At 61.8% G+C, this 15,047-nt stretch carries 9 protein-coding genes; 8 read left to right on the forward strand and 1 reads right to left on the reverse strand.

The window, feature by feature from the left end; genetic code table 11:
- The first annotated feature begins 58 nt into the window (after positions 1-58).
- The 4 genes from ABFB52_RS14860 to ABFB52_RS14875 all read left to right on the forward strand — a co-directional run bounded on the left by ABFB52_RS14860 (position 59) and on the right by ABFB52_RS14875 (position 7,459).
- Positions 59-3,145 carry an autotransporter domain-containing protein gene (locus ABFB52_RS14860; protein WP_346836082.1) on the forward strand — a complete coding sequence of 1,029 codons (3,087 nt, stop codon included), beginning with the start codon at positions 59-61 and terminating at the stop codon, positions 3,143-3,145.
- A 57-nt stretch (positions 3,146-3,202) separates the two neighbouring features.
- Complete coding sequence (locus ABFB52_RS14865) at positions 3,203-4,891, forward strand: polyurethanase (RefSeq protein ID WP_129973758.1); 1,689 nt, start codon at positions 3,203-3,205, stop codon at positions 4,889-4,891.
- A gap of 100 nt (positions 4,892-4,991) precedes the next feature.
- A complete protein-coding gene (locus tag ABFB52_RS14870) occupies positions 4,992-6,845 on the forward strand; it encodes a polyurethanase (protein ID WP_129973759.1) in 1,854 nt (617 codons plus the stop codon).
- A gap of 239 nt (positions 6,846-7,084) precedes the next feature.
- Complete coding sequence (locus tag ABFB52_RS14875) at positions 7,085-7,459, forward strand: hypothetical protein (protein WP_085745715.1); 375 nt, start codon at positions 7,085-7,087, stop codon at positions 7,457-7,459.
- Positions 7,460-7,518: 59 nt separating this feature from the next.
- On the opposite strand, the gene ABFB52_RS14880 is transcribed toward ABFB52_RS14875, so the two are convergent.
- Entirely contained in the window at positions 7,519-7,743 is a 225-nt protein-coding gene (locus tag ABFB52_RS14880; protein ID WP_007951417.1) for a YgdI/YgdR family lipoprotein, read from the reverse strand.
- A gap of 196 nt (positions 7,744-7,939) precedes the next feature.
- On the opposite strand from ABFB52_RS14880, the gene ABFB52_RS14885 reads away from it, so the two are divergent.
- From ABFB52_RS14885 to ABFB52_RS14900, 4 genes are all read left to right on the forward strand, one after another.
- Positions 7,940-9,592 carry a VRR-NUC domain-containing protein gene (locus tag ABFB52_RS14885; protein WP_129973760.1) on the forward strand — a complete coding sequence of 551 codons (1,653 nt, stop codon included), beginning with the start codon at positions 7,940-7,942 and terminating at the stop codon, positions 9,590-9,592.
- Positions 9,589-11,874 carry an ATP-dependent DNA helicase gene (locus ABFB52_RS14890; RefSeq protein ID WP_129973761.1) on the forward strand — a complete coding sequence of 762 codons (2,286 nt, stop codon included), beginning with the start codon at positions 9,589-9,591 and terminating at the stop codon, positions 11,872-11,874. The genes ABFB52_RS14885 and ABFB52_RS14890 overlap by 4 nt, the downstream gene beginning before the upstream one ends.
- Before the next feature lie 176 nt (positions 11,875-12,050).
- Entirely contained in the window at positions 12,051-12,965 is a 915-nt protein-coding gene (locus ABFB52_RS14895) for a zeta toxin family protein (protein WP_085745712.1), read from the forward strand.
- A gap of 100 nt (positions 12,966-13,065) precedes the next feature.
- Complete coding sequence (locus ABFB52_RS14900; protein WP_085745711.1) at positions 13,066-14,985, forward strand: PAS domain-containing sensor histidine kinase; 1,920 nt, start codon at positions 13,066-13,068, stop codon at positions 14,983-14,985.
- Positions 14,986-15,047: the final 62 nt, after the last annotated feature.

The raw sequence follows: 15,047 nt of genomic DNA on the forward strand, positions 1-15,047 counted from the left end.
AACGATCACGGGGCTGAACACACGGATTTTTCGCAACATCACTAAGGAAGGTCGCTGGATGAAAAACAACAACACCCCCGCGCAATCGGGTGGATGCTTTCGCCTGAAAACTCTCAACGTCGCCTTGCTCTGCGCGCTGGCCACCTGGGGTAGCGCACACGCGGCGCCCTACGTGGAAAGCGGCCGGGCAGGGGATCCGGGCAGTTGGCGCAGTGCCGAGTTCAAGGCCGACTGGGGCCTGGGCGCCATCGGCGCGGATTACGCCTACGCCGCCGGTTACACCGGTAAAGGCGTGAAACTGGGAATTTTCGACCAACCGGTCTACGCCGCGCACCCGGAGTTTTCCGGCAGCAACAAGGTCATCACCCTGGTGACCTCGGGGATCCGCGAATACACCGACCCGTACATCCCGGTCAAAGCGGGGGACGCGTTCCGCTATGACGGTTCGCCCTCGGTCGGTTCCGACGGCAAACTCGGCGCCCACGGCACCCACGTTGGCGGTATCGCTGCCGGCAGCCGTGACGGCGGGCCGATGCACGGCGTGGCGTTCGGCGCGCAGATCATCAGCGCCGACAACGGCGACCCGGGCCCGGAAGACGGCATCGTGCGCGGCAACGACGGCGCGGTGTACAAGGCCGGCTGGGATGCGCTGATCGCCAGCGGCGCGCGGATCATCAACAACAGCTGGGGCATCGGCATCACAGACCGTTTCGACCTCGGCGGCCGTGACCCGGCGTACCCGCACTTCACCGTCAACGACGCGCAACTGCAGTTCAACGAGATCCGCACACTGCTGGGCACCAAACCCGGCGGCGCCTACGACGGTGCAATCGCCGCCGCACGCAGCGGGATCGTGACGATCTTCGCGGCGGGCAACGACTACAACCTGAACAACCCGGACGCCATCGCCGGCCTCGGTTACTTCGTGCCGGACATCGCGCCGAACTGGATCACCGTCGCCGCATTGCAAAGGAACCCGGATCAGGCCAGCGCCAATCCGTACATCATGAGTACGTTCTCTTCGCGCTGCGGCTACACCGCCAGTTTCTGCGTCTCGGCACCGGGCACGCAGATCTACAGCTCGATCATCGAAGGCACCAACGCCGACAACCTGACCACCGGCTACAAGAACTACAACGGCACCTCGATGGCCGCGCCCCACGTGGCCGGCTCCATGGCGGTGCTGATGGAGCGCTTCCCGTACATGTCCGGCGATCAGGTCGCCAGCGTGTTGCGCACCACGGCCACCGACCTCGGCGCACCGGGCATCGACGCCCTGTATGGCTGGGGCATGATCAACCTGCGCAAGGGCATCGACGGCCCGGCGATGTTCGTCACCGAGCAGGACATCCCCGAAGAATTCCGCATCCAGGGCGCCTACGGTTCCGGCCAGTTCGTGGCCGATCTGCCGGGCATCGGCGCAATCATCGATGCGGGCAAACCCACCGAACGCGTATGCAACGACATCACCTGCGGGCTCGACACCTGGCGCAACAACATCTCCGGCCATGGTGGTCTGACCAAACAAGGCATCGGCACTCTGGTGCTGACCGGCAACAACACCTACAGCGGCCCGACCCTGGTCAATCAGGGCCGACTGGCAATCAATGGCTCGCTGCAATCGGCGGTGACGGTCAATGACGGCGGCATCCTCGGTGGTAACGGCCGGATCGCCGCGCTGACCGCCAACAGCGGCGGCACCGTGGCGCCGGGCAATTCCATCGGCACCTTGAACGTGGCGGGTGACGTGACCTTCGCACCGGGTTCGACCTATGCGGTGGAAGTGTCGCCGACCAGCAGCGACCGGATCGCCGCCGGTGGCACCGCCATAATTGAGGGCGCCACCGTCAGTCTGTCCCTGGAAAACAGCCCGACGCTGTTGACCACCGAAGACGTGAAATCGCTGCTCGGCAGTCAGTTCAACATTCTGCAGGCAGCAGGCGGGATTCAGGGGCGCTTTGGTCAGGTGCTGCCTAACTATGCGTTCCTCGGCGGCACCCTCGATTACTCATCAGGTGGCGTGCAACTGGAGGTTGGACGTAACGGCGCCTCGTTCGCCAGTGTCGGCCTGACCCCGAACCAGCGCGCAGTCGGTGCTGCCGCCGAACGCCTCGGCGCCGGCAATGCGTTGTTCGAAACCCTGTTGCTGTCGCCGTCGGCGGCCGCTGCGCAGGAGGCCTTCCAGCAATTGTCCGGCGAGATTCATCCGGCGATCGGCACGCTGCTGATCAACGACAGCCGCTACCTGCGCGATGCCGTGGGCGAACGTCTGCGTGAGCGCGATCTGTTCGATGCCGGCGCGCCGACCGATGACCGCAGCAACGCCTGGCTCAAAGTGCTGGGCGCCTGGGGCAAGAGCGATGGCGGGTCGAAATACGCCGATTCCACCAGTTCCATCGGCGGCCTGCTGGCCGGTGTCGACGGTTTGATCGCTGAAGATACTCGTCTCGGTTTCGTTACTGGTTATAGCGACAGCTCGTTGAGCATGGGCGAGGGTACGCATTCGTCCGCCTCGGTCGATAGCTATCACCTGGGCGCGTACCTGGGGCATCAGATTGATGCGTTGCGTCTGACCGCCGGTGCGGCTTACAGCTGGCATCGCATCGACGTCAAACGCGACCTGCAATTCGCTGGCGTCAGCGGCAAACAGAAAACCAAGCGCGATGCGACCACCGCGCAATTGTTCACCGAAGCGGCCTACGACCTGGGTCTGCAACCGATGAATCTGGAGCCGTTCGCCAATCTGGCCTACGTGCACCTCAACAGCGACAGCTTCACCGAGAAGGGTGATGCCGCCGCACTGAAGGGTGGTGAAGACAACCGCGATGTGGTGTTGTCGACCCTCGGTGTGCGGGCCAAGCGCACGTTTGCCCTGTCGGAGAAACACCAGCTGGAACTGGGCGCAAGCCTGGGCTGGCAGCACAATCTGAGCAGCGTGGATTCCGACAGTCACTTGGCCTTCGTCAATGGCAACAGTGCGTTCACCGTGCAAAGTGTGTCGATGGATCGAGATGCAGCGGTAGTCGGCGTGCGCGCCGGGCTGGCGCTCAATCACGATGTCCGGGTCAACCTGGACTATAACGGGCTGATCGGCTCCAACGAAAAGGACCACGGTGTGGGCCTGACGCTGGACTGGCAGTTCTAAGGGGTAGCGGCAGTTCTTTCGAGAACTGCCGTTTTTGAAAGGAAGAGAGAGCACAACATGGGATTGTTCGATTACAAAAACGCCGACGGCAAAGCGCTGTACAGCGACGCCATCGCCCTGACGCTGTATGCCTACACGCCGACCGGGCAGGCCTTGCCCGGCACTGGCTGGAAGCCGATCGGCGCCACGGCGCTGGGCTATCAGGGCAAAGTCGGGGCGCAGGGTACTTTCTTCGGTGAGAAGGATGGTTTCACCAGCGCCGAAGCCGAAGTGCTCGGCAAGTACGACGCCGCGGGCAAGCTGATCGGCATCGGCGTGGCCTTCCGGGGCACCGGCGGGCTGGGTTACAGCGACACCTTCGGCGACATGAAAAACAACCTGCTGGCTGCCATTGGCCCGTCGGACTACGCCACTCAGTACGCGAAAAACGCCTTCGACAACCTGCTCAAATCGGTGGCCGCGTTCGCTGTCGCCCACGGCATTGCGGCCAAGGACGTACTTGTCAGCGGCCACAGCCTCGGCGGTCTCGGGGTCAACAGCGTGGCGGAGTTGAGCGCGAGCAATTGGGGCGGATTCTTCAAGGACGCCAACTACATTTCGTTCGCCTCGCCGACCCAGAGCAGCACCGGCACCAACGTGCTGAACATCGGTTACGAGAACGACCCGGTGTTCCGCGTGCTCGACGGCACCACGTTCAGTACCGCGTCGATGGGCAAGCACGACAAGCCGCACGATTCGACCACCGACAACATCGTCAACTTCAACGACAACTACGCATCCACCGCGCAGAACCTGGTGCCGTTCAGCATCGCCAATCCGCTGAACTGGTCGGCCCACAGCTCGCTGGGGTATGCCGACGGCCTGAATCGGGTGATCGCGTCGAAGTTCTACGGCCTGACGCACAAGGACTCGACGATCATCGTCTCCAACCTTGAGCAAGCATCGCGGGGCAAGACCTGGGTCGAGGATCTGGGCCGCAGCGGCGAGCCGCACACCGGCAGCACCTTCATCATCGGCACCGACAGCGGTGACTGGCTCAAGGGCGGGGCGGGCAACGACTTCCTCGAAGGTCTGGGCGGCGATGACCGTTTCCGTGACGACGGCGGCTTCAACATCCTGCTTGGTGGCCAGGGCCACAACACTTTCGAACTGCAAAAACCGTTGCAGAACTTCAGCTTCGCCAACGACGGCGACGGCACCCTGTACGTGCGTGACGCCTACGGCGGCATCAGCATGACCCGTGACATCGGCGCGCTGGTAAGCAAAGAGTCGGGTTCGTGGTGGGGCAGCAAGGAAATCACCTGGACCGTCACCGCCAAAGGCCTGGCCAACGGTGCCGAACTGACCCAGTACAACCATTCGCTCAGCGGCGGCGCCATGGGCGACACCCTCAAAGCCACCGCTGACGGCGACTGGCTATTCGGCCTGGGCGGCAACGATCACCTGCAAAGCGACAAGGCCCACGTGACCTTCGTCGGCGGCGCCGGCAACGACGTGATGAGCGCGGTGGGTGGCAACAACACCTTCCTGTTCAGCGGCGCCTTCGGCTTCGACGCGATCAATGGCTACCAGGGCAGCGACAAACTGGTGTTCATGGGCGTCGAAGGCGCGGGGCAGGGCTACGACTACAAGCAACACGCGTCGCAGTCCGGAAGCGATACCGTGCTGAAGATTGGCGACTTTGCCGTGACGCTGGTCGGGGTCGGTGTGGCTAACCTGTCGGATTCGAGTTTCGTCTTCGCCTGACAAACGAACGTTGTACTGAAATGCTCCGGGGCGCCTCGGGAGGGGCGTTCTGGTTGTGAGCTATCTCTGAACAATTCCAACAAAAAGAGAGGCAACAGCAATGGGTGTGTATGACTACAAGAACTTCGGTACGGCGGAATCCAAGGCGCTGTTCAGCGACGCCATGGCCATTACGCTGTATTCCTACCACAACCTCGATAACGGCTTTGCCGTCGGTTATCAGCACAACGGCTTCGGCCTCGGCTTGCCGGCCACGCTGGTGACCGCTCTGATCGGCGGCACGGATTCCCAAGGCGTGATCCCCGGCATTCCGTGGAACCCCGATTCGGAAAAAGCCGCGCTCGATGCGGTGAAAAAAGCCGGCTGGACCCCGATCACTGCCTCGCAGCTGGGTTACGAGGGCAAGACCGATGCCCGCGGCACCTTCTTCGGCGAAAAAGCCGGCTACACCAGCGCTCAGGTGGAAATCCTCGGCAAATACGACGCTCAGGGCCATCTGACGGAAATCGGCATCGCCTTTCGCGGCACCAGCGGCCCACGGGAAATCCTCATCGGCGATTCCATCGGTGACGTGATCAACGACTTGCTCGCTGCATTCGGGCCCAAGGATTACGCCAAGAACTATGTCGGCGAAGCCTTCGGCAACCTGATGAACGATGTGGTGGCGTTCGCCAAGGCCAACGGCCTGACCGGCAAGGACGTGCTGGTCAGCGGCCACAGCCTCGGCGGGCTGGCGGTCAACAGCATGGCGGACCTGAGCACCAGCAAATGGGGCGGGTTCTTCCAGGACTCCAACTACATCGCCTACGCCTCGCCGACCCAGAGCAGCACCGACAAGGTGCTCAACGTCGGCTACGAAAACGATCCGGTGTTCCGCGCGCTCGACGGCTCGACCTTCACCGGCGCCTCGCTCGGCGTGCACGACGCGCCCAAGGAGTCGGCGACCGACAACATCGTCAGCTTCAACGACCACTACGCTTCGGCGGCGTGGAACGTGCTGCCGTTCTCGATCGTCAACATTCCGACCTGGATCTCGCACCTGCCGACCGCTTATGGCGATGGCATGAACCGGGTGATCGAATCGAAGTTCTACGACCTGACCAGCAAGGACTCGACGATCATCGTCGCCAACCTGTCGGATCCGGCGCGGGCCAACACCTGGGTGCAGGACCTGAACCGCAACGCCGAAACCCACAAGGGCAGCACCTTCATCATCGGCAGCGACGGCAACGACCTGATCCAGGGCGGCAGCGGCAACGATTATCTGGAAGGCCGCGCCGGCAACGACACGTTCCGCGACGGCGGGGGCTACAACATCCTGCTGGGTGGCTCGGGCAACAACACCCTGGAGTTGCAGAAGTCGGTCAATACCTTCGACTTCGCCAACGACGGCGCCGGCAACCTGTACATCCGCGATGCCAACGGCGGGATCAGCATCACCCGCGACATCGGCAGCATCGTCACCAAGGAGCCAGGTTTCCTCTGGGGCCTGTTCAAGGACGACGTCACCCACACCGTCACGGCGACCGGACTGAAGGTCGGCAACAACGTCACCCAGTACGAGTCGAGCGTGAAGGGCACCGGCGCCGCCGACACCCTCAAGGCCAAGGCCAGCGGTGACTGGCTGTTCGGCCTGGACGGCAACGACCATCTGATCGGCGGGACGGGCAACGACGTATTCGTCGGCGGCGCCGGCAATGATCTGATGGAGTCGGGTGGCGGGGCGGATACCTTCCTGTTCAGCGGCGCGTTCGGCCAGGACCGCGTGGTGGGTTACACCGCCAACGACAAACTGCTGTTCCTCGGCGTGCAGGGCGTGTTGCCGGGCGACGACTTCCGCGCCCATGCCACGGCGGTGGGGCAGGATACGGTGCTGAAGTTCGGCGCGGATTCGGTCACGCTGGTCGGGGTTGCGTTGAACAGTCTGAGTGGCGACGGGATCGTGATTGCCTGACGTTAGTGGCGCCCGCAAGGGCGCCTTCGCGAGCACGTCGAACATCGCTCCCACTCTTGACCGAGTACCGGCCTTTTGTGGGAGCGAGCCTGCTCGCGATTGAACGATAACGCGGTATTGAAAGTGACTCACCAGCCACTCCCTGACTCCAATCCCTGCACCAACAGGAAATGCGGCCTAAAGCCATGACGGCAACGTTCGTCATGTAAGGGTCGCCAACGAGTACAGGAGATTCACACGTGAAAGGTTTCAAGAGGTTTATCGGTATCGCGGGACTGGCGCTGCTGTCGGCCAATGCCTGGGCCGATCTGCCTCACAGCTCGATTCTGAGCCGCTATGGCGTCACCACCGATCAACTGCCAAAACCTGCCGACAGTGATGACGTCAAACCCGTCGAAGAGAAAAGCCGCTTTCATATCCAGCCCGAACAACCGTTCGTGACCGTTCGCATCGGCGAAGACCATGAGCCGGAAATGACCGGCAACCTGAGCATCGACCGCATGGCGCAGCAGGAACGTCAGCGCTGCCAGCGCTTGCAGGAAGAAATGGTCCGGCGCGGCGAGCGCGCGTTGAACTGCGACGGTTCCCTCCCGGGCATGGCATTACCCCGCTGATCAATGCAAAAAAGGCTGCGCTCCACCAGGAACGCAGCCTTTTTTTGATGGGGGAACCGTCAGTCTTCCTTGCGCACCGTGGCCACTTCGTCGGCACGCACGCGGATCTTGGCGCCGGAAATATCCTTGAACTCGTAGAAACCGTCCTCGTTTTTGGTATCGGGCATGTCCTCGGTCAGGTACTGGGTGCCGTTCTGCAGGGTGACCACCGTCGGGGTCGAGCAACCGGCCAGCGTCAGCAGGGCCGCAACAGCCAACGGGATCCCGAGAGTCTTGATTTTCATAAGCAGCATTCCTGTTCATTTCGACCATTGTCGGCCTCTAACGCGGTTGGTGCCATTACGCCGGAGAAAGTTCGATGGCCACCTGAAAAAATTCCGCAATGAAGGTGCCACTGATCTTTTTCCGTTTGCGCCCGCCGGGGCAGGCTGGTATCTGTACGCATAACCAGTACTCGCTTGCCATGGCCCCGAAATCACCGTGACTGCCAATTCCCTCGAAGATCCGTTCTATTACCTCAACAACTTCCGCCAGGTGCTTGATTGGCTTGAGCTTCGTTACGCCGATGTCATGAGCGAAGCGGAGCACGGCTTCATCCGCGACTTCAAGGCACTGCCGCGCGGATCCCAGGGGTTGCTGGTGCGGATGGTGATGCGCAAGGGCGTGCATTTTCGCGCCGGCAAGCTGAATTATCCGGAAATCGGCGACATCGCCGAGGCGGCGCAACCACTGCTGGAGCAGGGCTGGCTCGATGAACAGGCGCCGCTGTCGATGGCGGATCTGTTCGAGGTGCTGCTCAAGGCCGAGATCCTGCAAGCCTTTGGCCCGGCCATCGATCAGCCCCGGGGCAAGAAAGTCGACTGGCTGCCGCTGCTGCACGAACAATTCCCCGAGCCCCGCATTTTCCGGCAATGGTGCCCAACGCTGGCGGATCGGCTGTTCAGCCTGACGCTGATGGACCTGTGCGACCGTTTTCGCCTGATGTTCTTCGGCAACCTCTATCAGGACTGGTCGGAGTTCGTGCTCGCCGACCTCGGCATCTTCACCTACGAAAAAGTTGAGTTCAGCGCCGATTCCCGGGGTTTGCGCAGCCGTGCCGACGTCGATGCCTGCCTGTTTCTGCACGACTGCCAGCTGTATTTCGAAGCCGGCGAGCCGCTGGAGCCGATCGTCGAACAGGTCGCGGCGCTGCATTTCGACAACCCGTGGCTGCAACGCCGGCGCGGCAAGCTGTTGTTCCAGATCGGCCAATACTGCGAGCGCCTCGGCGAATTCGCCCTGGCCCTGAAGATCTATCGCGACTGCGCCTATCCCGGCGCACGATTGCGGATGATCCGCGTGCTGGAGCGCAGCGCCGAGTATGCGTTGGCTCTGGAACTGGCGGTCATTGCCGAGCAGGCGCCGGAAACCGCCACCGAACAGCAGGGCTTGCAACGGATATTGCCGCGCCTGCGGCGCAAGCTCGGCGGACCGCCGATCAAACGCACGGCACCCGGCCTGGTGGAGCGGCTGGATCTGCACCTGCCGCGTCTCGATCCGGCGTTGTCGGTGGAATATCACGTTCAGGCGCACCTGCACGAAGAAACGGGCCCGGTGCATTACGTGGAAAACAGCCTGATCAATTCATTGTTCGGCCTGCTGTGCTGGCCGGCGATCTTCGCGCCGCTGCCGGGCGCGTTCTTTCACCCGTTCCAGCGCGGGCCGGTGGATCTCCTCAATGAAGACTTCCAGCCCCGACGCGCCGAGCTGTTTCAGGCCTGTCTGGCCGAACTCGACGATGGCCGCTATGCCGACACCATCCGCGCGCGGTTCGCCGCCAAATGGGGCGTGCAGTCGCCGTTCGTGTTCTGGGGCGCGCTCAATGAAGATTTGCTGGAGCAGGCGCTGGCCTGTCTGCCGGCCGAACACCTCAAGCACTGGTTCAGCCGTCTGCTGCTGGACATCAAGGCCAATCGCGCCGGCATGCCCGATCTGATCCAGTTCTGGCCACAGCACAAGACCTACCGGATGATCGAAGTCAAAGGCCCGGGCGATCGCTTGCAGGACAACCAATTGCGCTGGCTGGAGTTCTGCAACACGCACCGGATGCCGGTCGCCGTGTGTTACGTGCAATGGGCGGAGCAGGGCGCTTGAGCTACAGCATCGCGGTGCGGGCGTTATGCGAATTCACCGCGAAAACCGGTGACCTCGACCTGCGCTTCACCCCGTCACCGACCGCGCTGGAGGGGATGGCCGGGCATCGCACCGTGGCGTCCCGGCGCAACGACGCCTACCAGAGCGAAGTGGCGCTGGAGGGCGCATTCGGGCCATTGAAAGTCAAGGGCCGGGCGGACGGCTACGACCCGACGCAGAACTGCCTGGAAGAAGTCAAAACCTACCGCGGCGATTTGAGCAAGCAACCGGCCAATCACCGTTCGCTGCATTGGGCCCAGGCGAAAATCTACGGCTGGTTGATGTGCTGTCGATTGCAACTTGAGCAGATCAATCTGGCGCTGGTGTACTTCGACATCGTCACGGAAAAGGAAACCTGTCTGGTCGAAGCGTTCAGCGCCGATGCGCTGCGGCAGTTCTTCGAACAACAATGCGGTCTGTTCCTGGCGTGGGCCGAACAGGAAATGGCCCACCGCGACGCGCGCAACCGGGCGGCGCAGCAGCTGGGTTTCCCCCATGCCGCGTTTCGCCCCGGCCAGCGTCACCTCGCCGAATCGGTGTTCAAGGCCGTCAGCACCGGCCGCTGCCTGATGGCCCAGGCCCCGACCGGGATCGGCAAGACCCTCGGCACCCTGTTTCCGATGCTCAAGGCGTTGGCGCCGCAGCAACTGGACAAGGTGTACTTCCTCACCGCCAAGACACCCGGCCGCAAACTGGCGCTGGACGCGGCGCAAGTGCTGTTCGATCACAGCGAAACCTTGCCGCTGCGGGTGTTGGAAATGGTCGCCCGGGACAAGGCCTGCGAACACCCGGACAAGGCTTGCCACGGCGAATCCTGCCCGTTGGCCCAGGGCTTTTACGACCGCTTGCCCGCTGCCCGCGAAGCCGCCAGCCAACTACGTCTGCTGGATCAGGCCGCGCTGCGAGACGTCGCGGCGCAGCACGCGGTGTGCCCGTATTATCTGAGCCAGGAAATGGCCCGCTGGGCCGACGTGGTGGTGGCGGACTACAACTATTACTTCGATTTCAGCGCGCTGCTGTTCGGTCTGGCCCAGTTCAATCAATGGAACGTTGCGGTGCTGGTGGACGAGTCGCATAACCTGGTCGAGCGCGGGCGGCAGATGTACAGCTCCACTCTCGATCAGGCGACGCTGGGCAGCGTGCGCAAAACCGCCCCCGAGGCCTTGAAAAAATCGTTGCAGCGGGTCAACCGCGAATGGAACGCCCTGCACAATGACCAGTTGGCGCCGTATCAGGCCTACGACAGGGCGCCGGAAAAACTGTTGCAGGCGCTCTCATCCTGCACGGCGAGCATCGGCGACTACCTCAACGATCACCCGCAAGGGCTCGACAGCGCCTTGCAGAATTTCTATTTCGAAATGCTGCAATTCGGCCGGGTGGCAGAATTGTTCGACGCGCATTACCTGTTCGACATCAGCAAGCGCGACCTCGAGCGCAAACGCCCGCTATCGCAACTGTGTCTGCGCAACGTGGTGCCGGCGGCGTTCATCGGCCCGCGCCTGACGGCGGCGCGCAGCAGCGTGCTGTTTTCCGCAACCCTCAGCCCGCGCCACTATTACGCGGATTTGCTTGGCACCCCTGTCGACACGGTCTGGATCGATGTCGAGTCACCGTTCAGCGCCGAACAATTGCAGGTGCAGATCGTCAGCCGGATTTCCACGCGTTTCACGCACCGGCAAGCGTCGCTGGAACCGATTGTCGAGCTGATCGCCCGCCAGTTCAGCGAACGCCCGGGCAACTATCTGGCGTTCTTCAGCAGTTTCGATTACCTGCAACAGGTCGCGCAGCTGCTGGCCGAGCGGCACCCGCACATCACCCGCTGGCAGCAATCCCGGGGCATGACCGAAGGCGCGCGGCAGGACTTTCTCGATCAATTCACCGCCCACAGCCAGGGCGTCGGTTTTGCCGTGCTCGGCGGCGCGTTCGGTGAAGGCATCGATCTGCCCGGCGCACGGCTGATCGGTGCATTCATCGCCACCCTCGGGCTGGCCCAGCTCAACCCGGTCAATGAACAGATGAAGCGGCGCATGGCCGCGATCTTCGGCGCCGGTTACGACTACACCTACCTGTTCCCCGGCGTGCAGAAAGTGGTGCAGGCCGCCGGACGGGTGATCCGCACCCAGCAGGATCGCGGCGTGGTGATGCTGATCGATGACCGCTTTGCCGAAAGCCGGATCCGCCAATTGCTGCCGCGCTGGTGGTCGCTGGAGGGGAGTGAATGCGCAGGAAACCTGTCGGGTTGACGTACGTTTCCGGGAATTTGAACAGGGTGATTTCCATCGTTAACTGTAGGATTAATTCCCATACAAAACAGTGATATACGTTGTAAATATCTTGTCTTTGATGAAGTCCGAAAACCGGTCTTTAGTCAAAGGACCGGCCACCGGTATCCCTCAAGACGAGATAAGGAAATCACTGCATGTCTGTCGCCGCTGCCTACCACTACACCTACACGCCAGAGCAGGTCACTGCCGCTTTCGACACCCTCAGCCCAACGCTGTTTTCCGCAGTAACAGCCGAGACCACACCCCGGATGCTGGTCACTGCCGGCGTGCAAAGTTCGGGCAAAACCTACCTGCTGGAAAAAAGCCTGCTGCCTTCCGGTCGCTATCAAAACCATGTTCGCCTCTACCTTCCCCAGTATCGGGAGAGGCATCCGCAATATGAGGAAATGATCAAAATCGGCGTATTGCATGCCTACGAACACACAGAGACTTTCGTCCGCGATCTGTGCCAGAAGATTTTCGAAAGAGCCTTCAGGGAAAAACTCAACATCATTCTGGAGTGCGCATTCGACACCATTCAATTTGCCGCCTTGCCTGAATACGCCGCCAGCGCCGGCTATCAGCTGGAAGTGCACGTGGTCGCCTGCAACTATCCCTTTGCCTTTATTTCAGGTGTCCAACGTGGGTTCAAAAGCCTCGAAAAGGGCGAGCTTGAGCGTTTCGTCAAACCGTCGGCGCTGAAATCCAGCCTGGGTAATGCTCATGCGGTGCTGTACACACTGGAGTCGGTGGCCAGAAAAATCAGCGGCTCGCAGATTTTCCTGTACGAGCGCGGGCTGGGTGCCTTGCAGGATCGGATCCTGCGCGCGCACAGCACATACACCCTGGACACCCAGCACAAGCTTTCCATTACCTCGACATCCACGCCTTACAGTTACGAGGCCTATGAGCGCATTTTCAGCAAATCGGTCAATGGCGAAAACGAGCGTAATGAAATGGTCAGGGAGTGCCACCTGGCCTTGTCCAAGGCAACGCAATACGCGACGCAGGTACCGGATTTCCTCTTCAATGCGCTTTACGCAAGGATCATCAGATATGTCCAGCGATGAGCTGCTGCCCCTTGCCTGGCCCGGTATGCTTTTGCGGCTTTCCAAACCGCCGGTTTGACGCATACTCCAGTCATTGAAAACCTGCTTTGAGCCAAGCCTGATGAGCGAGAACAAGAAGTCCGCTGCAATCGAAGACATGCGCTTTCGTTTGCTGATCGATGCGGTCGTCGATTATGCGATCTACATGATCGACCCCGAGGGGATCATTACCAGCTGGAACTCCGGCGCAAAGCGCTTCAAGGGATATGAAGAGGCGGAGATCCTCGGCGAACACTTTTCCCGGTTCTACACCGATGAAGACCGTGCTAACGGTTTGCCGCAGCGGGCGCTGGACACGGCGATCCGCGAGGGCCGGTTCGAGGGTGAAGGCTGGCGGGTACGCAAGGACGGCACGCACTTCTGGTGCCACGTGGTGATCGATCCGATTTTCAGCCCGGGCGGGCAACTGCTCGGGTTTGCCAAGATCACCCGCGACCTGACCGACCGCAAAATGGCCGAAGAAACCCTCAAGCAGAGCGAACAGCAGTTTCGCCTGCTGGTGCAGGGCGTCACCGACTATGCGATCTACATGCTCAGCCCCGAAGGCCGGGTGACAAACTGGAATCCCGGCGCGCAGCGGATCAAGGGTTACAAGCCGGATGAGGTCATCGGCAAGCATTTCTCGATGTTCTACACCCCGGAAGACCGTGACGCCGGTGAACCCCAGCGCGCCCTGGAAACTGCGGTGCGCGAGGGCCGTTTCGAGAACAAGAGCTGGCGCCTGCGCAAGGACGGCACGCGGTTTCTGGCCCATGTGGTGGTCGATGCGATTCGCGGCGACACCGGCACTTTGCTCGGTTTTGCCAAGATTACCCGCGACGTCACCGAGGCTACCCAGGCGCAACAGGCCCTGGAAAAAACCCGTGAAGCGCTGTTCCAGGCGCAGAAAGTGCAGGCTATCGGCCAACTCAGCGGCGGTATCGCCCACGACTTCAACAATCTGCTGACGGTGATCCTCGGCAACCTGGAAATCGTGCGCAAACGCCTGGGCGATGACCCGAAAGTCAGCCGTCTGCTGGAGAACGCCACCCAGGGCGCCTTGCGCGGCGTGTCGCTGACCCAGCGCATGCTGGCTTTTGCCCGGCGTCAGGAGCTCAAGACCGAACCGATCGAAATCCCGAAACTGGTGCAGGGCATCACCGGGCTGTTGCGCAGTTCACTGGGGCCGGGGATCCGCATCGAAACGCAGTTTCCCGAAGACCTGCAAGCGGTGCTGGCCGACAGCAACCAACTCGAACTGGCGGTGCTCAATCTGGCGACCAATGCCCGTGATGCCATGCCCGAAGGAGGCAACGTCACGATCAGTGCCGAGCCCGAAGTGGTGCTCGAACAGAACGACACAAGCCTGGCAGCTGGGCGCTACGTGTGCCTGAGGGTCACCGATACCGGTGAAGGCATGGACGCCGCCACCCTGGCGTCGGCGAGCGATCCGTTTTTCACCACCAAGGGCTTGGGCAAGGGCACCGGTCTGGGATTGTCGATGGTCCAGGGTTTCATCGAACAACTGGGTGGCCGCTTCATTCTGAAAAGTACAAAGGGGCAGGGCACCACCGCTGAACTGTGGTTGCCGGTGGCCGTCGACGGTGTTGTCGCCAAACCGCTTGGTCCGATGGTGTCCACCGATACGGTGCCGCGCCTCAGCGTGCTGGTGGTGGACGACGACAGTCTGGTGCGCACCAGCACGGTCCTGCTGCTGGAAGACCTCGGCCACCGGGTGGTCAGCGCCGCCTCCGGTGCACAGGCGCTTGAGCTGTTCGATCAGGGCGAGGTCATCGACCTGATGATCACCGACATGGCCATGCCGCAGATGAGCGGCGCGCAACTGGCTCACGCCGTGCGCCTGCTCAAGCCGGATCTGCCGATCATCCTCGCGACCGGTTATGCCGAGCGCCTCGAAGGTTTTGCAGCAGGGCTGCCGCGGCTGTCGAAACCGTTCAATCAACTGAATCTGGTGGAGATCATTGCCCAGTCGATAAAGTGAACCGGAGGCACAATCGGGCTGAACTTGTCCGAGACGTGGCGCCTCAAAACGCTTTGTTTCGG

The sequence above is a fragment of the Pseudomonas sp. 9.2(2024) genome, from assembly GCF_039695385.1.
Classification (GTDB): Bacteria; Pseudomonadota; Gammaproteobacteria; order Pseudomonadales; family Pseudomonadaceae; genus Aquipseudomonas; species Aquipseudomonas paraglycinae.